General features: G+C 68.7%; 18 protein-coding genes. 6 read left to right on the top strand and 12 right to left on the bottom strand.

The annotated features are described in order from the left end of the window. Positions 1 to 178 precede the first annotated feature (178 nt). From G401_RS0118065 to G401_RS0118055, 3 genes are read left to right on the top strand one after another with little or no spacing between them, the layout of a single operon-like run. Positions 179 to 1,231 carry an RNA ligase gene (locus G401_RS0118065; RefSeq protein WP_027343617.1) on the top strand — a complete coding sequence of 351 codons (1,053 nt, stop codon included), beginning with the start codon at positions 179 to 181 and terminating at the stop codon, positions 1,229 to 1,231. Further along, entirely contained in the window at positions 1,224 to 1,892 is a 669-nt protein-coding gene (locus tag G401_RS0118060) for a nucleotidyltransferase domain-containing protein (RefSeq protein ID WP_034592115.1), read from the top strand. The genes G401_RS0118065 and G401_RS0118060 overlap by 8 nt, the downstream gene beginning before the upstream one ends. A 3-nt stretch (positions 1,893 to 1,895) precedes the next feature. After that, positions 1,896 to 2,774: a phosphatase domain-containing protein gene (locus tag G401_RS0118055; RefSeq protein ID WP_027343615.1), complete on the top strand. Its 879-nt coding sequence runs from the start codon at positions 1,896 to 1,898 to the stop codon at positions 2,772 to 2,774. Positions 2,775 to 2,882: 108 nt separating this feature from the next. On the opposite strand, the gene rho is transcribed toward G401_RS0118055, so the two are convergent. Continuing rightward, positions 2,883 to 4,805, bottom strand: coding sequence for a transcription termination factor Rho (gene rho, locus G401_RS0118050; RefSeq protein WP_027343614.1), 1,923 nt, complete (start codon positions 4,803 to 4,805; stop codon positions 2,883 to 2,885). 328 nt (positions 4,806 to 5,133) lie between these two features. Beyond that, positions 5,134 to 6,018: a homoserine kinase gene (gene thrB, locus G401_RS0118045; protein ID WP_027343613.1), complete on the bottom strand. Its 885-nt coding sequence runs from the start codon at positions 6,016 to 6,018 to the stop codon at positions 5,134 to 5,136. Positions 6,019 to 6,171: 153 nt separating this feature from the next. Here thrB and G401_RS0118040 point away from each other — a divergent pair, with 153 nt between their 5' ends. Further along, positions 6,172 to 6,633, top strand: a complete 462-nt coding sequence (locus G401_RS0118040; RefSeq protein WP_027343612.1) for a hypothetical protein — start codon at positions 6,172 to 6,174, stop codon at positions 6,631 to 6,633. On the opposite strand, the gene G401_RS0118035 is transcribed toward G401_RS0118040, so the two are convergent. The 9 genes from G401_RS0118035 to argS form a co-directional block, all read right to left on the bottom strand. Beyond that, entirely contained in the window at positions 6,630 to 7,844 is a 1,215-nt protein-coding gene (locus G401_RS0118035; RefSeq protein WP_027343611.1) for an MFS transporter, read from the bottom strand. The two genes, G401_RS0118040 and G401_RS0118035, sit on opposite strands and share 4 nt — an antisense overlap. Positions 7,845 to 7,909: 65 nt before the next feature. After that, positions 7,910 to 8,959 (bottom strand): threonine synthase, encoded by a 1,050-nt coding sequence (thrC, locus tag G401_RS0118030; RefSeq protein ID WP_027343610.1) that lies wholly within the window; start codon positions 8,957 to 8,959, stop codon positions 7,910 to 7,912. A gap of 84 nt (positions 8,960 to 9,043) precedes the next feature. Then, on the bottom strand, positions 9,044 to 9,646 hold the full coding sequence (locus G401_RS0118025; protein ID WP_157545846.1) for a hypothetical protein: 603 nt from the start codon (positions 9,644 to 9,646) through the stop codon (positions 9,044 to 9,046). Continuing rightward, positions 9,643 to 11,004 (bottom strand): WXG100 family type VII secretion target, encoded by a 1,362-nt coding sequence (locus G401_RS57125; protein WP_051366796.1) that lies wholly within the window; start codon positions 11,002 to 11,004, stop codon positions 9,643 to 9,645. Before G401_RS57125 ends, G401_RS0118025 begins: the two co-directional genes overlap by 4 nt. Beyond that, the gene (locus G401_RS46510) at positions 11,001 to 11,336 is read right to left on the bottom strand and encodes a type VII secretion target (RefSeq protein WP_169734206.1); all 336 of its coding nucleotides are present in this window, start codon (positions 11,334 to 11,336) and stop codon (positions 11,001 to 11,003) included. The genes G401_RS57125 and G401_RS46510 overlap by 4 nt, the downstream gene beginning before the upstream one ends. Continuing rightward, entirely contained in the window at positions 11,326 to 11,736 is a 411-nt protein-coding gene (locus G401_RS0118010) for a YbaB/EbfC family nucleoid-associated protein (RefSeq protein ID WP_027343608.1), read from the bottom strand. The genes G401_RS46510 and G401_RS0118010 overlap by 11 nt, the downstream gene beginning before the upstream one ends. 295 nt (positions 11,737 to 12,031) lie before the next feature. After that, complete coding sequence (locus G401_RS0118005; protein WP_027343607.1) at positions 12,032 to 13,309, bottom strand: homoserine dehydrogenase; 1,278 nt, start codon at positions 13,307 to 13,309, stop codon at positions 12,032 to 12,034. 24 nt (positions 13,310 to 13,333) lie between these two features. Then, positions 13,334 to 14,716: a diaminopimelate decarboxylase gene (lysA, locus tag G401_RS0118000; RefSeq protein ID WP_027343606.1), complete on the bottom strand. Its 1,383-nt coding sequence runs from the start codon at positions 14,714 to 14,716 to the stop codon at positions 13,334 to 13,336. A gap of 4 nt (positions 14,717 to 14,720) precedes the next feature. Then, positions 14,721 to 16,382, bottom strand: coding sequence for an arginine--tRNA ligase (argS, locus tag G401_RS0117995; protein ID WP_027343605.1), 1,662 nt, complete (start codon positions 16,380 to 16,382; stop codon positions 14,721 to 14,723). 98 nt (positions 16,383 to 16,480) lie between these two features. On the opposite strand from argS, the gene G401_RS0117990 reads away from it, so the two are divergent. Further along, positions 16,481 to 17,341, top strand: coding sequence for a DUF3105 domain-containing protein (locus tag G401_RS0117990; RefSeq protein WP_027343604.1), 861 nt, complete (start codon positions 16,481 to 16,483; stop codon positions 17,339 to 17,341). Between the two features lie 17 nt (positions 17,342 to 17,358). Then, positions 17,359 to 17,994 (top strand): DUF305 domain-containing protein, encoded by a 636-nt coding sequence (locus tag G401_RS46505; protein ID WP_034592111.1) that lies wholly within the window; start codon positions 17,359 to 17,361, stop codon positions 17,992 to 17,994. A gap of 75 nt (positions 17,995 to 18,069) precedes the next feature. Here the strand turns inward: G401_RS46505 and G401_RS54790 are convergent, their stop codons facing one another. Next, positions 18,070 to 20,202, bottom strand: a complete 2,133-nt coding sequence (locus G401_RS54790; protein ID WP_084557314.1) for an AIPR family protein — start codon at positions 20,200 to 20,202, stop codon at positions 18,070 to 18,072. Positions 20,203 to 20,466: the final 264 nt, after the last annotated feature.

The following is a 20,466-nucleotide window of genomic DNA, read 5'->3' as shown; positions in this document are numbered from 1 at the left end:
GATGAGGGAACGCGCTCGGGCGTGAACCAGCGCCCCGACGGGTTGCCGGGCCGGTGTACCAGTCTGACACATCTCGATTACGAGGTGCGATCCGGCTGACGTGATCTGTAACGTGAGCGCACCTCAGCTCATTCCCGCCTTCTTCACGGGGGGCAGACCTTTTCCGAGAGGCAGATCCGTGTTCACGCCCGACACGCTGGCGGCGGTGATCGACGCCGGCCACGTACGCATCCAGACCCATCCTTCGCTACCGCTGGTGATCTACAACTACACCGAGCAGTGCGCGTACGAGGGCGCCTGGAACGACGTCACCCTGGCCTGCCGGGGCCTGATCATCGACTCGGTGACGGGGGCCGTCGTGGCCCGGCCGTTCGCCAAGTTCTTCAACCACGGGCAGGCCGGCGCGCCCTCGATCGCGCTGGACGAGCCGGTGACGGTCACCGACAAGGCCGACGGCTCGCTGGGCATCGTCTACCCGACGCCGGCCGGCCCGGCCGTGGCGACCCGGGGTTCGTTCGCCTCCGCGCAGGCCGAACGGGCCACGACGCTGCTGCGTACGCGCTATCCCGGCTGGACTCCGCCCGCCGGCGTCACCGTTCTCGTCGAGATCATCTACCCGGAGAACCGGATTGTGATCGACTATGGGGACATGGCAGACCTCGTCCTGCTCGGCGCGGTCGAGATCGCGACCGGCCGCACGGTCGGCGTACGCGACTGGCCGGGCCCGGTGGTGGAGACGTTCGCGTACCGGACGTTCGGGGAGGCGCTGGCAGCACCCGCCCGCCCGAACCGTGAGGGTCTGGTCGTGCACGTCCCGGCGACCGGCGACCGGGTGAAGCTCAAGTACGAGGAGTACGTCCGCCTGCACCGGATCGTCACCGGGCTCACCTCCCGCACCATCTGGGAGGCGCTCGCCGCGGGCACCCCGCTCGCCGACATCTGCGCGCCGCTGCCGGACGAGTTCCACGGCTGGGCGCGGGAGGTCGCGGCCCGGTTCGAGCGGGAGATCGCCGATCGGCTGGCCGAGGTGGAGCGCACCTTCACGTCGATCGTGGCGAGCCTGCCCGAGGGCCACAGCCGCAAGGACTTCGCCCTCACCGCGGCCCGGCACGACCTGCGCGGCCTGCTCTTCGCGCGCCTCGACGGCCATGACCTCCGGCCGGCGATCTGGCAGCAGATCAAGCCGCCTCCGGGCGAGACGCCGAACAACAGGCTGTTCGACGGTGAGTGAGATCCTGCTGCGCGGCGTGGTGGGCTCGACGGCCTACGGGCTGGCGGGGCCCGGGTCGGACATCGACCGGCTCGGCGTCTTCGCCGCCCCCACCGCCGCCTTGCTCGGCTTCCACCCGCCCCGCGAGTCGGTGGTCAGCCACGACCCGGACCTCACCCTGCATGAAGCCGGCAAGTACTGCCGCCTCGCGCTGTCCGCCAACCCCACCGCCATCGAGCTGCTCTGGCTCGAAAGCTACGAGATCGCCACCCCGCTCGGCGAGGCTCTGGTCGGCATCAGGTCCGCGTTCCTGTCCGGTCCGCGCGTCTCGGACGCCTTCCTGGGGTACGCGAGCCAGCAACTGACCCGTCTCGCCCACAAACGCCGGACCGGAAACTGGATCGACCGCCGGGTGGACAAGCACGCCCGGCACATGCTCCGCTTGATCGACCAGGGCCTGGCGCTCTACGAGACCGGCGTCCTGCCGATCCGGCTCGCCGATCCCGAGCGCTACCACGAGTTCGGTCGCCGGGTCGCCGAGGATCCGGCCGCCGCCGAGACCGTCCTCGCCGACGCGCGGGAGCGGTTCGCGGCGGCGCGTACCGTGCTGCCGGACGGGCCCGACGAGGCGACCGTGGAGCGCTGGCTGCTCGACGTCCGCCGACACTACTGGGAGAGCTGACAGGTGCCGAAGTTCATCCTCACCCGCGGGCTGCCCGCCTCCGGCAAGACGACCTGGGCCAAGGCGCAGCCCGGCTTCGTCCGCGTCAACCGCGACGATCTGCGTACCATGCTGCACGGCGGGCTGCTCGGCACCGGCTGGGCCGAACAGCAGGTCACCGTGGCGCAGCGGGCCCAGATCGACGCCCTGCTGCGGGCCGGCATCAACGTGATCTGCGACGACACCAATCTGCGCAGCCGCTACGTACGCGAACTCGCCGAACTCGGCCTCGCCGCCGGTGCGGCCGTCGCGATCGAGGACTTCACCGGCGTACCGCTGGAGGTCTGCCTGGAACGCGACGCGAACCGGCCGGACAGCGTGGGCGAGGACGTCATCCGCTCGATGCACGGCCGCTACCTCGCCGGCCGGCACGCACCCCTCGACCTGCCCACGGTCGCGGTCTCCTCGGTCTACGTGCCGCCCGAGGGCAAGCCGTCAGCGATCATCGTCGACATCGACGGCACGGTCGCGATCATGGGGAACCGCTCGCCGTACGACGTGACCCGCGTACACCTCGACACCCCGCACGAAGCCGTCATCCTCGCCGTACGCGCCATGCACGCCGCCGGATACGCGGTCATCTACTGCTCCGGGCGCACCGACGACGGGCGTACCGCCACGGAGAAGTGGCTCGCGGAGCACGTCGGCATCGAACACTCCGGCCTGTACATGCGACCAGTGGGCGACCAGCGCAAGGACTCCGTCGTCAAGCGGGAGATCTTCGAGCGGCACATCCACCCGGACTGGCGCATCGCCGCCGTCTTCGACGACCGCAACCAGGTCGTCCGCATGTGGCGGGAGCTCGGCCTCCCCGTCTTCCAGGTAGCCGAAGGCAACTTTTGACGGGATGGCCCACGTAAGCCGCAGCCGACCCGCGGCGAAGGACAACATGATGCTGGAAAGCCGAAACGGCCCGCCGGATGCCGGCGGGCCGTTTCTACGCGGAAGAACTCATTCCCCCGGCGTGGTCTTGGCGATCTGCATGAGGAACTCGATGTTGGTACGCGTCTGCTTGAGCTTGTCCAGCAGCAGGTCCAGCGCCGCCTGTGAATCGAGCGAGTGCAGGACCTTGCGGAGCTTGTGGACGATCGCGAGCTCTTCGGGCGCGAGCAGGATCTCTTCCTTACGCGTACCCGACGGGTCGATGTCGATCGCCGGGAAGATGCGCTTGTCGGCGATCTTCCGGTCCAGCTTGAGCTCGGCGTTGCCCGTGCCCTTGAACTCCTCGAAGATGACCGTGTCCATCATGGAGCCCGTCTCCACCAGCGCCGTGGCGATGATGGTGAGCGAGCCGCCGTTCTCGATGTTGCGGGCCGCGCCGAGGAAGCGCTTGGGCGGGTAGAGCGCGGTCGAGTCGATACCGCCGGAGAGGATGCGACCGCTGGCCGGTGCGGCCAGGTTGTACGCGCGTCCCAGCCGCGTGATCGAGTCGAGCAGCACGACGACGTCGTGGCCCAGTTCGACCAGCCGCTTCGCCCGCTCGATGGCGAGTTCGGCGACGGTCGTGTGGTCCATCGGCGGCCGGTCGAAGGTGGAGGCGATGACCTCGCCCTTCACCGAGCGCTGCATGTCCGTGACCTCTTCGGGCCGCTCGTCGACGAGCACGACCATCAGGTGGGTCTCGGGGTTGTTGTGGGTGATCGCGTTGGCGATCGCCTGCAGCACCATCGTCTTACCGGCCTTGGGCGGGGAGACGATGAGCGCGCGCTGGCCCTTGCCGATCGGCATCACGAGGTCTATGACGCGCGTCGTGAGGATGTGCGGCTCGGTCTCCAGCCGCAGGCGGTCCTGCGGGTAGAGCGGCGTCAGCTTGTAGAACTCGGGGCGGCGGCGCGCCTCCTCGGGTTCCATCCCGTTGATGCTGTCCAGGCGGACCAGCGGGTTGTACTTGTCGCGGCGGCCCTCGCCCTCGCGGGCGGAGCGCACGGCACCGGTGATCGCGTCACCGCGACGCAGGCCGTACTTCTTCACCTGCGACATCGCGACGTAGACGTCGTTCGGGCCGGACAGGTAACCGCTCGTGCGGACGAACGCGTAGTTCTCCAGCACGTCGATGATGCCCGCGACGGGGATCAGCGGCTCGTCGTCGCTGACCTGCGGCTCGCGGCGGTTGCTGCTGCCTGCGCTGCTGCTGCCGCTGCCCTCCTCGCCGTCCCGCTCGCCCCGGCCGCGACGGCGGTCCCGGAAGCGGCTGCGACGGCCGCGGCGGCCGCCCTCGTCGTCGTCGTCGAAGCGGTCCCCGCCCCGGTCGTTGCGGTCGTTGCCGCCGCGCTCGGCGTCGGAGCTGTTGCGCTCGCGACGGCCGCCCTCCTCGGCGGTACCCCGCTCGTTGGCCGGGCGGTCGCCCGTGGCGCGCTCGCCGCCGCCGCTCCGGTCGCCCCGGTCGGCGTTGTTGCGCTCGCGGCGGTCCCGGCGCTCGCGGGGGGCCCGGACGGTCTCGCCCTCGCCCTCCTCACGCGCCTGGGGCTCACGCGCCTGGGGCTCACGGGTCGCCTCGCGCTCGGCGGAGGCGGGCGGGCCGGCCGGTCGCGAGGCGGCCCGGCGGGCCGGGCGTTCGCGCTGGACCGTGCCCTCGGCGTCGGAGGACGCCTCACGTACTTCGGCTCGCACCTCATCGCGGGTCCCGGCGGTGGCGGCGACCTCGGCGCGCGGCCGCGGCGCGGACCCCGCCTGGTGCTCGGTGATCGCCGAGATCAGCTCGCCCTTGCGCATCCGGGCCGTGCCCGAGATGCCCAGGGAGGCGGCCATGCTCTGCAGCTCAGGGAGCAGCATCGCAGTCAGCCCGCTACCCGACCGGCGACGCCGGCCGTTGGCGGCGGATGCGTCGTCAGCGACGGTGGAGACATCCGACGTGGTGTCGGTGGTGTCGCTCAATGGATTCCTTCCCTCGATGGGCCGAGCCGTCCGGGTGCGCCGTGGACTGGATGTCCCGATGCGGCGCCGTTGGGTGGCCGGGCGGCCGGGCGATACACCCGCCTCGACCGGCCACCGACTCGTCGGCACCGTGAGGCGAGAGTTTGTCGCGCAGCCGAGCAATTTCTTTTGCGCAGTACGGCTTTGCAGACGGGGATTGACGGAGAACCCGCCGTAACCGTGGGGAAAGCCGAACCGCCGAAGAACGCTGTCTCGCGGCTGTGCTAGCTCAAGAGCCTAACCAACTCTGAAGACCTGCGGCAATAGGGTCCCGCTCGGCGTGTCCAGCCTACCTCGTCAGCCGTGCTCCGGCCAAGTCGAACCCCAGCTTGTGGCGTACCCATCCGGGGCCGGGTACGAAACCGGACGGTACGCCGGTCAGGGCCAGTACGGTCGGCCCGGCGCCCGATACCACGGCGGCCACGCCGGCCGCGCGGAGTTCGGCGACGAGCCGTGCGGTCTCCGGCATGCCGCCCGCCCGGTACGCCTGGTGCAGCCGGTCCTCGGTCGCCGCGTGCAGCAGGCCGGGATCGCCGGCCAGGGCGTACACGAGGAGGGCGGAGCGACCGGCGTTGAAGGCGGCGTCCCGGTGCGGGACGGTCGGCGGCAGAGCGGCCCGCGCCTCCGCGGTCAACCCGAGCGTACGCGGAACGAACACGACCGGCTCCACGCGAGCGTCCACCGAAGTCGACACCGCATGTGCCTGATGCTCCTCGTCCAGCCAGGCGATCGTGAAACCGCCGAGAACGCAGGGCGCCACGTTGTCGGGGTGCCCTTCGATCTCGCCCGCGATCCGCAACGCCTGGGCCCGGTCGGGCATTCCCGCGAGCGCCTGGGCCAGGGTCACGCCGGCGACGATGGCGGCGCTGGACGAGCCCAGGCCACGCGCCTGCGGGATCCGGTTGACGCAGCGCAGCCGGATCCCCTTCGGCTGGGCACCCAGATGCTCGAAGGTCGTACGCATCGCCCGGACGACCAGGTGGCTCTCGTCACCGGGCAGCTGCCCGGCGCCTTCCCCGGCCACCTCGACGGTGGTGTCGCTGTCGACGATCTCGGCGGTCACCTCGTCGTAGAGGGTCAGCGCGAGGCCGAGGGCGTCGAAGCCGGGTCCGAGATTGGCACTCGTGGCCGGCGCCCGGACCGTCACCGGGCCGGACGGGAAATCGATCGGCACACGATCATGCTAGGCCCCGTCGTCCGGTGGGGATTCTCTGGGGATCACGCCCAGGTCACGGCCGGACGGGCCGGTCGGTCGCTCCCACGTGGACAGCCTGCGCGGCGGCGGGCCGATACCATCGACGACGGCCTCACCCCTCAGGAGGAAGACTTGCGTTCCCTCGAAACCGCCGACTTCATCGCCGTCATTCCGGCGGTGCTGAGCCTGTTCGCCTTCGGCGCCGGCGCCGTCGTCGTCCTCGTCCTGCGGTCCCGCGTCGGCGGTGGCGCGAGCTCGCTGGCCGCCGCCGGTCTGGGCCTGCTCGTCCTGCTGTCCATCTGGGACGTCTTCTGGATCATCGTCGGCGCGCCGAGCATCCCCGAGTTCATGCAGAACCACCACATGTCCTACTCGGAGCTCAATACCCTGATCGCGGTGATCACTCTCGTCACCGGGATCCTTCACCTGATCGCCGTCGGGCTCCTGCTCTTCGCGGTCTTCGCCGGCCGCCGCCCGAAGGCCGCCGCGCCGACCGCACCGCTCACGCCCAATCCCATCCAGGGTTACGCGCCGCAGCCCGGTTTCGCACCGCAGCCGCCGCAGGCGTACGGGCAGCAGCCGCCGAGCGCCTAGACGGGCAGCGGTTCACGCCGTTCGATGCGCCGGGTGACCAGCCGCCACCCGGCCGCGTAGCTCAACGTCGTCAGGGCACAGCAGGCGATGAGTACGCGAGTGTCCAGCGAATCGACGAACACCCCGGCGACGAGCTGCGAGGCGGTGACGGCCAGCATGGCGATCATCGTGTCCGTGGCGCCGACGCGGCCGCGCAGCTCGTCGGGGACGACCCGCTGGATGGCGTACGAGCTCATCATCCAGTTGCCGCCGCCGGCCGCGTGGGCGATGAAGATGCCGAGCAGGGCGACGGGGAACCAGTCCAGCACGGCGACGGCCAGATAGGACACGCCGTACGCGGCCATCGAGATCGACAGCCCGGACAGCAGCCAGTCCGGCCGGTTGAGTACGCGCCGCAGGACGAACGGGCCGAGCAGGGAACCGAGGCCGCGGACGGCGTACATGAGGCCGACGCCCATCGCGCCGACGCCATAGTGGACGGCCAGCAGCGGGAACGCCACCAGCAGGCCGTTGCCGACGCCGACCGCCGCCTTGACGGTCACCAGGGACCTCAGCCGCGGCCGCGGACGCAGGTAGCCGAGCGCCTCCCGGATCGCGGGCCAGGCGCTCGGGTGCTCGTGCTCCGGTTCGCGGGCGGCCTGCGTCGGCTGGCGGATGCCCGCCGACAGCAGCGCCGAGCCGGCCAGGAGCGCGGCGATGACACCGAAGCAGGCGTACGGGGAGACGACGCTGGCCACCACGCCGCCCAGCGAGGAGCCGACGACGGTCATCGTGCCCCAGGTCGAACCGGCCACCGCCATCGCCGCCGAGAGGTCCTTCGCCGGGACGAGGTTCGGCAGGGCGGCGTTGGCGGCCGGTCCGTAGAACGTCTTCGCCACGGCGAGCACGCCGACCGCCAGCGCGGCGAGCGGGCCGGCCTCGCTTCCGCGTACGAGGAAGAGACCGCCCACGGCCACGGCGCCGACGAGGTTGGCGACCACCATGAGCCGCTTGCGGTCGAGGCGGTCGGCGACGGTCCCGGCATACGGCAGCAGCAGCGCCTGTACGCCGGTGTCGACCGCGAGCGCGAGCCCGCCCCAGAAGCCGTGCCCGGTCAGGTGGGTGAGCAGCACGAGCAGCGGAACCATGAGGAACCAGTCGGCGCTGAGGGTGATCAATTGAGAGAGGAACAGCCGACGGAAGTCACGATTCTGCGTAAGGAGCGCTCGCACGCCGAGATGTTACATAACGATGTCGGGCCAGGTCGAGGGCGTACGCCGGTCCGACCATCCCGAGGTCACGCCAGATCGAGGGCGTTCGCCGCGGCCTGGACGTCGAGCGCGACCGTGGTCGGCGCCGGCGCGGTGGAGATCGCCCACTCCGGGTCCTTGAGGCCGTGCCCGGTGACGGTGCAGACGATCGTCGAACCGGCCGGCAGCAGGCCCTTCTCGGCCGACTGCAACAGGCCCGCGACGCTCGCCGCGCTGCCCAGCTCGACGAAGACGCCGACCTCCCGGGCCAGCAGCCGGTACGCGGCCAGGATCTCCCGGTCGGTCACGCTGCTGATCAGGCCGCCCGACTCGTCCCGGGCGTCGACCGCCTTGGTCCACGAGGCCGGGTTGCCGATCCGGATCGCGGTGGCGATGGTCGACGGGTTCGGCACGACCTCGCCGAGCACGAGCGGAGCAGCCCCGGCGGCCTGGAAGCCGTACATTTTCGGCAGCCGGGTGGAGTTGCCGGCCGCGACGTCCTCCTTGTAACCCATCCAGTACGCCGAGATGTTGCCGGCGTTGCCGACGGGCAGGCAGTGGATGTCCGGTGCGTCGCCGAGCGCCTCGACGATCTCGAAGGAGGCCGTCTTCTGCCCGTGCAGCCGGTCGGGGTTCACCGAGTTGACCAGCGCCACCGGGTAGTCGACCGAGAGCTTGCTCGCCAGCGACAGGCAGTCGTCGAAGTTGCCGTTGACCTGCAGCAGCCGGGCGCCGTGCACGAGCGCCTGGGCCAGCTTGCCGAGGGCGATCTTGCCCTGCGGGACGAGGACCGCGCAGGTGATCCCGGCCCGGGCCGCGTACGCCGCCGCGCTCGCGCTCGTGTTGCCGGTCGAGGCGCAGATGATGGCCTTGGCACCGCTCTCGACGGCCTTCGAGACGGCGACGGTCATGCCCCGGTCCTTGAAGGAGCCGGTCGGGTTCGCTCCCTCGACCTTCAGGTAGACGTCGCACCCGGTTCGGCTCGACAGCACGGGCGCGGGGACCAGCGGCGTGTTCCCCTCGTGCAACGTGATGACCGGAGTGGCCTCCGACACGGGAAGCCGGTCACGGTACTGCTCGATCAATCCACGCCACATGCTGGTTCTCCTCACGCAGAGTCACTGGACAGCCTGCCCTGTCAACGCGCCGGCCACCAGTCGGTTCCACCTTGCGGGAACGCGTCACAACGGCGTGACGTCCTGCTCCGAGAAGCCGGTGTACTCACGGAAATGATCGATGACCGCCGCCGGATCACCCGGATCCCGCTGCAGGAGTGTGACGTTGTGCACACCCGGCTCGGTCGAGCCGATCAGCGCCAGCGTCTCCCCGCTGCCGATCCGGAAGACGAGCACCGGCAGGCTCCGCTCCCCCACCGGTACGCCACGGAACATCGAGCGCAGGAAGTTGCCGACGCGTACGGTCGACCAGTCGATCCGCGCGATGGCCTTGGCCTGGCCGAACGTCTCCCACTGGGACACGTCCAGCATCACGTAGCGCGGGGCGGCCCACGGCTTGCGGGCGTCCAGCGCGGCGGCCAGCCTGCCGAGGAACTCGCGGACGGCCGGCTCCGCGTGCGGCTGCGGCACGGCCTCCGGCCCGAGCAGCACGGGATCGCCGAGCGCGGCGTCGATCGCCGCCCGGTACACCGCCGGGCCGTCCGGGAAGAAGTCGTGCTGGATCATCCGCTCGGCGAACGCGGCGGCATCCTCGTCGGACAGCTCGTGGGCGTGGTTGGCCAGATACAGGATCTGGTTCAGCGTGCCCCGCCAGGCGTCCTCGGTCACGGTCCCCACCACAGATCCTCTTCCATGTTCGCGCCGGGCTTCAGGCCCTGCGCCAGCAACTCGTCCCGGCCCTGGTAGTAGTGCGACGGCGTCGGCTTGTAGTGACCGCTGCCGTTGTTCATCTGGGTCACGACGCCTTCCTTGACCGTGATCTCGCCCGCGCTGGCGACCGGCTGGCCGCCCGTGAAGCTCGAGTGGTGGAACGCGCCGACCTGGTGATAGTTGCTCGCGTACAGGTTACCGTTCTCGTCCATCACGTAGACCGCGCGCGGCCTGGCACTGTGCGCCGAGGTGCCGTCCGCCGTGTCGAACAGAGTCCCGTCGGCGGCGCTGCGCAGCTTGCCCTCCGAGTCGACGTACAACCGGAACTGCTCCCGCTCGGCGGCGGTACGCGCGTACCAGACGCCGTTGCTCGGGCGGTTGAACAGCCGGGAAGCCGTCGCGGGGTCGGTCTCGCCCAGATAGTGCGGGTCGAGTCCGCGCGGATACAGGTTTCCGCCCGCCGGCCCCGTACGCGCCCCCGGTATGTCTCCGCCCGGTGGATGCGTGCCGCCGGGCAGCTCCGGTTCGTCGCCGCGCCGGAGCGGGTTCGACCGGCCCAGCTTCTTCAGCAGTTCCTTCAGCTCGGTCATCAGCTCGCCGAGCTTGTGCACCATCGGCCGCAGCCGCTTGAGCGAGTTCAGCAGCGCCCGGACGAACTTCTGGATCTTGTTGACCCACGTCGTCACGAGGGTGGCCACCTGGCCGACGACGACCGGCGTACCGAGGCCGAGGGTCAGGCCCTCCTCCGCCAGCCACATGGGCAACCGGGCGGCCAGCGTGCCGATGAACTGCGCGATCAGGTCCCGGACGATGCCCCGGACCAGGCCGACGAGCAGGCCGGCGCCCTGAACCGCGTACGAGATGCCGTGGGCGCCCTTCTGGATGCCCTCCAGCGCCGACAGGTGGATCCCGGCGTGCTCCCGGTACGCGTCTCCCGAGTCCCCGACCCATGGGCCGGTCTGGGCGGCGACGGCGTCGCGGAACTGCTGCCGTGCCTCGTCGACGAACTTGGCGACGTTGTCCCACGTCTGGGCGTGCGCGGCGATCTCGTCGGGGTTGCCGGCCAGCCAGTCGAGCGCGTCCTTGAGCGGCTTGAGGTGCTCCATCAGCCAGGAGACGCCCCACGAGACCAGCGAGCCGATCGGGTCGATCGCCATGCCCAGGATGTCGAGCGCCCCGCCGACCGTGCCGAGCGTCCCGTCGACCCAGCTGTTGTTCTGGATTCCGTTGCTGACCTGGGCGACGTCTTCGACGAGGCCCAGGCCCGTGTACCACGTGGTGGAACTCTGTGCCTGTGCGACGAGCGGGTTGGTCACAGCGGCAGGTTCAATCCGGGATGCTGGGCCGGTATCGCGGCCGTCTGCTGGCCGGCCTGGACGTCGGTCGACTGCGTCGTCGACGCGGCGGTACGCAGCTTCGTGGCCGTCTCCTGCAGGGACCCCACAGACTCGTGGAGCGCGTCGACGGCCAGCCCGAAGACGGGGCTCAGGATCGCCGGCAGGAACTGGCACAACTGCCCGTACGCCTGCGTGTCCATGCTGACCTCGTGCACGGCCGACCGCGCCAGCTCGACGGCATCGGCGACCTGGTCGACGGTGCCCGCGTGCTGCCGGACGATCGCGACCGGGAACTGGATCTCAGCGCCCACGGTGGTCACCGCCCTCGCGCTCGTCCTCGTCCGGCTGCTCGGGGAAGCGGACCTCGAAGGAGTTGATCACGGCCCGGCCCGTCTCGGTGTCGGCCCCGACGGTCGCGGCCACCTCGGCCGAGACCTGCTTCGAGAGCGTCGCCTGCGCCCGGCGCATCACGCCGAGGATCTCCCTGGCCAAATCCGCGCCGGCCAGCCGCTGCACCCGATCGTCGAGCTCCAGCTTCTCCACCTGGCCCGACGAGCCGACCGTCACCCGGATCGAACCGTCGCGGCTCTCGGCCTCACCGCGCAGGCCCGCCACTCGGCTGGACAGCTGCGCCGCCCGCTCCGCCTGCGCGTTGACGCTGGCGGTCCAGGAGTTCAGCCAGTCCTCCGCGGCCTCGATGTCGTCCACCATCGCAACCTCCCCCTTGGGCCATCAAGTTCCGCCTTGACCCTAGGCAGGCGCGTACGGCGGCCGCAAACACTTCGGCCGCCCCTGTGGATAACTCCACCGCCCCCGACCAGCATCTTTATGTCGACAGTGGACCGTCCGCGCGCGAGCGTCTCACCCTTCACCCGGACCTTTGTCGCGACTGTCCGACTTGCGTACTCGGATTACCGACGATCTTGCGCGAATGTCTCGAATTTCGTCCGGGATGCCTGGAATGCCAGTACATTCGAGCAAGATCGGCAACCGCCGCCTTGCGGCGCTACTCGCCTTCGACGCGCAGGACGCTGGCGATCGAGCGGACGAACTCCAGTCCGCGCAGTTCCTCCACCGTCGCCGCGAGCGCCGCGTCGGGCGCCGAGTGCGTGACGATGACCAGGACCGCGTCGCTGCCCCGGCCGCTCTGGTTGACCGTCGCGATGGACACGTCGTGGCGGGCGAACACCCCGGCCACGAGCGCCAGTACGCCGGCGCGGTCGGCCACGTCGAGCGAGATGTGGTACCGCGTACGGACTTCGCCCATGGAGCGGACGGGCAGGTCGGCGTACGCGGATTCGGAAGCGGCCCGGGTGCCCGAGAGGCGGTTGCGCGACACGGCCACGAGGTCGCCGAGGACGGCCGACGCGGTCGGGGCGCCACCGGCACCGCGACCGTAGAACATCAGCTGCCCGGCCGCCTCCGCCTCGACGAACACCGCGTTGAAGGCGTCGCCGACGCTGGCCAGCGGGTGCTGCCGCGGGATCATCGCCGGGTGCACGCGGACGCTGACGCCGCCGTCGGGCGTACGCGCCGCGATGCAGAGCAGCTTGATCGTGCAGCCCATGGCCTTCGCGCTGGCCACGTCGGCCGCGCTGACCTCGGTGATGCCCTCACGGTAGACGTCGGCGGCCCCGACCCGGGTGTGGAACGCCAGCGAGGCCAGGATCGCCGCCTTGGCCGCCGCGTCGAAGCCCTCGATGTCGGCCGTGGGGTCCGCCTCGGCGTACCCGAGCTGGGTGGCCTCGTCGAGGGCTTCGGTGAAGCCGGCGCCGGAGCTGTCCATACTGGACAGGATGAAGTTGGTGGTGCCGTTGACGATGCCGGTGACCCGGGTGATGCGGTCGCCGTGCAGCGATTCGCGCAGCGGGCGCAGCAGCGGGATGGCGCCGGCGACGGCGGCCTCGTAGTAGAGATCCGCGCCGCCCTGGGCGGCCGCGTCGTGCAGCGACCCGCCGTCCTCGGCGAGCAGGGCCTTGTTGGCGGTGACCACGCTCTTGCCCGCGCGCAGCGCCTCGACCAGCCAGGTCCGCGACGGCTCGATGCCGCCCACGACCTCGATCACGACGTCGACGTCATCGCGCTTGACCAGCCCGAGGGCGTCGGTCGTGAAGATCGCCGGGTCGACCGGCAGGCCGCCGCGGTCGCGGCCGAGCCGGCGCACGGCGATGCCGACCAGCTCGACCGGCGCGCCGATCCGCGCCGTGAGGTCGTCGGCCTGCTCGTGCAGCAACCGGACGACTTCCGCGCCGACGTTGCCGCACCCCAAGAGCGCGACCTTCACAGGCTCCTTCACGACACTGACCCCTCAGCCGACATCCAGGGCGAGCAGATCGTCCTCGGTCTCCCGGCGGACGATCACCCGCGACTGCCCGTCCCTCACCGCGACCACCGGTGGCCGCGGCACGTGGTTGTAGTTGCTCGCCATGCTCCGGCAGTAGGCTCCGGTACCCGGCACGGCGAGAAGATCTCCGGGCCGGACGTCGGCGGGCAGGAATTCATCCTTCACCACCACGTCGCCGGACTCACAATGTTTTCCCACCACGCGGGCAAGGATCGGCGGTTCGTGTGACGCACGCGACGCGAGCGTCGCCGAGTAGGAGGCGTCGTACAGCGCCGCGCGGATGTTGTCGCTCATCCCGCCGTCCACGCTCACGTACGTGCGCAGGCCCGGCATCGGCTTCACCGTGCCGACCTCGTACAGAGTGAAGATCGCCGGTCCGATCAGCGCCCGGCCCGGCTCCACGCTCAGCCGCGGGCGGGAAAGGCCCGCAGCCGCGCACTCGTCGTCCACGATCTTGTTCATCCGCGCGGCCAGGTCCGCCGCCGGTTGCGGATCATCCTGACTCGTGTACGCGATGCCGAAGCCGCCGCCGAGGTCCATCTCGGGCAGTTCGGAGCCGAGTTCGTCGCGTACGCGCTGCTGGAGGCTGAGCAACCGGCGGGCGGACAGCTCGAAGCCGGACGCGTCGAAGATCTGCGAGCCGATGTGGGAGTGCAGCCCGCGCAGTTCCAGGACGTCCTCGGCCAGTACGCGCTGCGCCGCCCGGAAAGCCTCGCCGCCGGCCAGGGAGAAGCCGAACTTCTGGTCCTCGTGGGCGGTCGCGATGAACTCGTGGGTGTGCGCCTCGACGCCGACCGTGACCCGGATCAGCACCTTCGGGCGTACGCCCCGGGCGCGGGCGAGCTCGGTCAGCCGCTCGATCTCGGCGAACGAGTCCAGCACGATCCGGCCGACCCCGGCGTCCAGCGCCCGGTTCAGCTCGGACACCGACTTGTTGTTGCCGTGGAAGCCGATCCGTTCGGGGTCCATCCCGGCGCCCAGCGCGGTCGCCAGCTCGCCGCCGGTGCAGACGTCCAGGTACAGGTCCTCCTCGGCGAGGATGCGGACGACCGCCTTGCAGAGGAACGCCTTGCCGGCATAGAAGACCTCGGAACCGGCGAAGGCCTCGCGGAAGGACCGGCAGCGGGCCCGGAAGTCCTCCTCGTCCAGGAAGTACGCCGGCGTCCCGTACTCCTCGGCCAGCCGCGTGACCGGTACGCCGCCGATGTGCAGGACACCCTCGGCGTCCTTCGTGGCGGTCTTCGGCCACAGCTCCTTCATCAGGGCGTTGACGTCGGCGGGCGGGCGCAGCCACATGGGCGGCTGACCGAAGTCCGCGTGCAGGGCTCCGGCTTCGTGAGCGCGCATCGAATTACATCCGTTCCGGGGCGGTGACGCCGAGCAGGCCCAGGCCGTTGACGATGACCTGGCGGGTGGCGTCGTTGAGCCACAGCCGCGCGACGTTGCCGCCGTCGATGGGGGCGTCCCCCTGGGGCAGCACGCGGCAGGCGGGCTCGTCGTAGAACCGGTGGTAGACACCGGCGAGAGTCTCGAGGTAGCGGGCCACCCGGTGGGGCTCCCGCAGCTCGGCGGCGGCTTGCACGGCCCCCGGGAAGTCGCCGATCTGCTTGAGCAGGTCCAGCTCCTTCGGGTGGGCGAGCAGCGCCGGGTCGAACTCGGCGGTCTGCCGGTTCAGCCCGACGTCGGCCGCGTTGCGCGAGACACTCGCCGTACGCGCGGCCACGTACTGCACGTAGTAGACCGGATTGTCGTTCCGGGCACTCGTCCACAGGTTGATGTCGATGTCGATCGGCGAGTCCGACGAGTACCGGGCCAGCGCGTACCGGGAGGCGTCGACGCCGATCGCCTCGACCAGGTCCTCCATCGTCACCACGGTGCCGGCCCGCTTGCTCATCCGCAGCGGCTGGCCGTCGCGCAGGAGGTTGACCATCTGGCCGATCAGGATCTCCAGGTGCTGGTCCGGGTCGTCGCCGAAGCAGGCGGCCATGGCGCGCATCCGGCCCACGTAGCCGTGGTGGTCGGCGCCCAGCATGATCACGACCCGGTCGGCGCCGCGCTCCCGCTTGTCGAGGTAGTACGCGCAGTCGGCCGCGAAGTAGGTCCAGTCCCCGTCCGACTTGCGCAGCACACGGTCCTTGTCGTCGCCGAACTCGGTGGTCCGCAGCCAGGTCGCGCCGTCGGCCTCGAAGACCTGGCCCTGCGTACGCAGCCGGTCGAGGGCGTGGTCGAGGGCGCCCCGGTCGTGCAGGTCCTTCTCGTTGAAGTAGACGTCGAAGGTCGTCCCGAACTGGGCGAGCGACTCCTTGATCTGCTCGAACATCAGCTCGACGCCCTCGACCCGGAAGACCTCCTGCGGATCGGCGCTCTCCAGCGCGTCCGGCCGCTTCGCGAGCACCGTCTGCGCGATCTCGGCGATGTACGCGCCGCCGTACCCGTCCTCGGGCGTCGGCTTGTCCTCGGCACTGGCCAGCAGCGACTGGGCGAACCGGTCGATCTGGGAGCCGGCGTCGTTGAAGTAGTACTCGGTGGTGACCTGCGCGCCGGACGCCTTGAGCAGCCGGGCCAGCGCGTCGCCGACGGCCGCCCAGCGGACGCCGCCGAGGTGGATCGGGCCGGTCGGGTTCGCCGAGACGAACTCCAGGTTCAGCCGCTCACCGATCAGAGCGGTGTTCTCGCCGTACTTTGTGCCATTTTCCACCACGGTACGCGCCAACGTCCCGGCCGCGCCGGCGTCGAGCCGGATGTTCAGGAAGCCCGGGCCGGCGACCTCGACGGCGGCGACCCCGTCGGCCGAGCCGAGCGCGGCGGCCAGGGCGGTCGCGAGTTCGCGGGGGTTGGCCCCGGCCTTCTTGGCGACCTGCATGGCGAGGTTCGACGCGTAGTCGCCGTGCTCCGGGTTGCGGGGTCGCTCGACGGTCGTCACTCCCGGCAGGATCGAGTGATCGAGGCCACGCTCGGCGAACACGGCACGGGCGGCGGCGAGGACGGTCTCTGCGAGCTTCTCGGGAGTCACTGTTCCATGGTAATCGCGCTAGACTCTGGGCCTTGACGGGCCGCCACGCTCGTCGAGCGTGATTTCCTGCTCACCACCCACTCCACCAGAGGCAATCGATGAGCGTCAGCACCCCCGGCGAGAAGCGCCAAGTCAACGTCGTCAAGTCCGGCAAGTCGACCGCGGACGGCAACAAGCCCGGCGGCTCGGCCAAGACGGGCGGCGGGGCCGGCAACGGCCGGCCGGGCGGCTCCGGCAAGGGACGCCGGCCCGTCACGCCCGTCAAGGTCACCCAGCAGCGCGCCTGGGGCCCGATCATCGTGCTGAGCGCGGTCATCGCGCTCGCGCTGGCGATCGTGGGCTTCGGCGGCTACTTCATCTACAAGGACTACGCCACCGGCAAGAAGGCCCGCGACAAGCAGGCCGCCGAGTCCAAGCTGGCGGCCGAAGAGGCGAAGACCCCCTGGCAGGACCGGGCGGCCAAGATCCAGGGCATCGTCAACTACAACGCCCAGAAGCCGGCCTGGCTCACCGCCAACCACAAGCAGGGCAAGCTGACCTACCAGGTGTTCCCGTCGGTCGGCGGCGACCACAACCCGGTCTGGCAGAACTGCATGGGCGACGTCTACGACGCCCCCATCGCCCAGGAGCACGCCACGCACAGCCTCGAGCACGGCGCGATCTGGGTGACCTACGACAGCAAGCTCGACTCGAAGCAGGTCGAGAAGCTGGTCGAGCGGGTCAAGGGCAACGAGTACACGTTCATGAGCCCGGTGGACAACCTCGGTACCGCGGTCAGCCTCCAGGCCTGGGGCTACCAGCTGAAGGTCGACAACGCCGACGACTCGCGGATCGACGCCTTCATCCGGGCGCTGCGCAAGAACGACTCGCAGGAGCAGGGTGCGTCCTGCTCGGGCGGCATCACCCGGACCGGAACCACCCCGTACGACGCCGGCAGCGGCATGACGCAGCAGCAGTGAGCTGAGACTGGAAGATCATGATTAACCGCAAATGGCTGGTCACCGGCGGCGTCACCCTGGGCATCATCCTCGCGCTGATGCTCGGGTACGCCATCGGCCGGTCCGTCGATCCGGGCACCGTACCGGTGGCGTCCGCCTCCGCCGCGACCCCGGGTGACGACTCGGCCGAGGCCGGCTTCGCCCGCGACATGTCGACCCACCACGCGCAGGCGGTGGACATGAGCATGATCGCCGCGGCGAAGGCGACCAATCCCAATGTGCGGCAGCTCGGCTACGACATCGCGCTGACCCAGGAGAACCAGATCGGCATCATGCAGACCTGGCTCAAGGACTGGGGCCTCGACCCGACCGGAACCCAGCCGAAGATGGCCTGGATGCCGGAGGGCACGGCGGCGCTCAAGGACGGCCTCATGCCGGGCATGGCGACGCAGGACCAGATGCGGCAACTGCAGAGCGCGTCGGGCAAGCAGGTGGACATCCTCTATCTGAAGCTGATCCTCGCCCACCATCTCGGCGGCATTCACATGGTCGACGGCGTACTCGCGAAGACGACCGATCCGGATGTCAAGGAGCTGGCGGAGAACATGAAGGCCGGCCAGCAGAAGGAGATCACGGTCGTCCAGGACCTGCTCAAGGACCTCGGCGCGGCCTGACCCGTATCGATAGCGCAGATCGGGCCACTCGCGAGAGCGTGCCCCTGCGCTATCGATATTGGCGCTCCCAGCAGGCTAGACGGCTGACTCATCATCCGTTGATACGCCGGATTCGCGCAGGATTATCTTCGCCAAGCCGGCAAGGGTTCCTTCGCCGGGAATCTGCCATCGCGACGTCCCTTGCGCCGCTACCGGAGCCGCATTCCATTCCGCAAGTTCCCACATGTGCATGACAAGGCCCGAAGGCGAGTAACGTTTTCCGTCCATGGCCCAGAGCAGCGGTTGCGTACGACTGTTCACCCATGTTGCGAGTCCACGACGTTCATCCTCTGCTAGCCAAGCACGCATCGCCTCGCGCTCCGGGCCGGTGGTTGCAGCGAAAAGCAGCGAAGTTCCATCTTTAATTCGACCAGCATCGATCAATACTGGCACCGCATTTCTTTGGCGCTTCTTAGAAGCTGGTGAGGCCGGCCGGTACCCATCAGCCAGATCCGGCACGGCATCGCCCGCCGAGAAGTGGCGCGATACAAGCCTAACAATCTCTCGCAAGCTGTCGCCATTTCCCAGAGTTGTGGCCAGAAAGGCGCCCTTATACTTCAAGTCCAGCTCAAACATGAGCCAACACAACACCTCGTCAACCTTGGCCGGAACTTGATCTAGCACGGCTTTCCAGTCATCCTCACCATTATCAATGCCATCTCGGCCGATCTGCTGAAAAACGATATGGGCAATGATGAGATTTGCTTGCTCTGCCACCGCTCGCGCGCGGCCTTTCAAGTCAGCATGACGCTGATGGAGCGCATTCCTTACCGAGCGAAGCAGCAGCACGGAATTCCAAATCTGTATCGCTGTGGGCCGCACTCCAAAGATCTGACGGTACGCCCCCTTTGGCCCCTCTTCCCAAAGGAGCTCCTCGCTTTGGCGAGCCCGCCACGCAAGATCAACGCTTGCATTGGCGCACGCAAGCGCGATCGCAGCCTCGCGGACCGTACAACCACTCTCCGGCGATGGCTCGAACTCGGTACGGCGAATTGAATAGGTAAGGTCGAGACTCAGAGAGAAGTCTTCCCGAATGGCAATCTGCGCGGGATCAAGCGCGACAAAATCACGTCGCTCAACATGATTCTGCGTGTTCGTTGCCTTAGTTATTTGAGCGCCGACCTCGGCGTCCGTACTCTCGATGATCCGAATTCCCACCAGACCTTGCGCCGCAATCGAATCAATCGATACAGCGCGTGCGATTGCAGCGACCGTTTGAGCGCCATTGACTATACTTGCCGCCCGAACATCTACTCTTGCAGGCCCATGCGGCGCGCTCCGGCTGTTCGGGTGCAACTGCAGCTGATCGCATAGCATGATAATTCCGTTATTCCGATACCAGAAATCGGCGGGCTCTTCCCTCAGAGACCTGGCAATTTCGGCGTTCACCTGCGTCACGCCGAGTGACTCTCGGAGGTTCTTGTCGAAGAGACGGTTACCGTGGTCTTGGTACCATTCAGCGACGTCGCCCGCCCGTACGACTGCATTGACAGCTCGCATGGGCGTGCTCACGTCAAACCAGCGGTCGACACCGATCGATAGGGAAATTTCAGCCACGGCTGCAGTTCGCCGCACCATGTCCCATATCTCGCGGATGGTGACGATCTCGAAATCCAAAAAATCACCATGCTGATTGAAGTCCCGCTTTACCTCATCCAAACGCTTCAAGATGTTGTCGTGGAGAGGGTCCTTCCGCATTACCGCTAATACAACGGTGATTCGACAGTAGCGATCATTGTGAATAGCCTTGATCTGTTCTGCAAACCTCTGAAGCTTAGAGTTGAATCTCTCGTACTCTTGATGATCTATACGCTTCAGACCGTCCACGACGGACATGACATCGCCCTCGCCGAGGCGCCCTTCAGCCTTATCATTCCACTTTGTCTGCACCAGCCATAGCCGAGGGACTCCCGGCACTATCCCTACTGCGTCGATGCCGAAGTCCTGGCCGCCGTCGGTTATCGAATTAGCCGCCACCTTTTCGTCACAGCCGACACGATCCTTGATTACGAGAGCCGCCAGGCAGCGGGTCAGTAGTGCGCGGCGCTTCTCATCGTCATTTTGATTCAACACATCGGAAGTGTCGATCAAGTTGGCGTAGTCTTTCAGCAGGGCATTGGCTATCGTGCCGACTTGACGGATCGTCTCGTTGTTGCTTGGTGCCGGCATCTCACAGTCCTTCGGGGTCGCGCTACAGCACAGATCAGCAATTGTTCCACCGTGGAGGCTCGGACCTGTTCGACCAATCAGACAGCATGATCCGCAGTTGCGTCACGGTGACGGCATTCAGCTAAGCACGCTCTCACCTGTCAAGTAAAGGACTATTGATCGCCGACCCCCTCCGAGCTGGCCGTTCTCTTAGCAGGCACTTCGGAGGCCTGACGCCAACCTCGCCGATGGCCACCGTGGACAGCCGTCGCGTGCTCAACCTCG

This window comes from Hamadaea tsunoensis DSM 44101, from assembly GCF_000428945.1.
GTDB lineage: Bacteria > Actinomycetota > Actinomycetes > Mycobacteriales > Micromonosporaceae > Hamadaea > Hamadaea tsunoensis.
This window is presented reverse-complemented; position numbering and strand designations above follow the sequence as displayed.

Coding starts and splice junctions, on each gene's coding strand:
- thrC (WP_027343610.1), bottom strand. CDS start 8,959: ATGTGGCGTGGATTGATCGAGCAGTACCGTGACCGGCTTCCCGTGTCG.
- G401_RS0118010 (WP_027343608.1), bottom strand. CDS start 11,736: ATGGTGGACGACATCGAGGCCGCGGAGGACTGGCTGAACTCCTGGACC.
- lysA (WP_027343606.1), bottom strand. CDS start 14,716: ATGCGCGCTCACGAAGCCGGAGCCCTGCACGCGGACTTCGGTCAGCCG.
- G401_RS0117990 (WP_027343604.1), top strand. CDS start 16,481: ATGAGCGTCAGCACCCCCGGCGAGAAGCGCCAAGTCAACGTCGTCAAG.
- G401_RS46505 (WP_034592111.1), top strand. CDS start 17,359: ATGATTAACCGCAAATGGCTGGTCACCGGCGGCGTCACCCTGGGCATC.
- G401_RS54790 (WP_084557314.1), bottom strand. CDS start 20,202: ATGCCGGCACCAAGCAACAACGAGACGATCCGTCAAGTCGGCACGATA.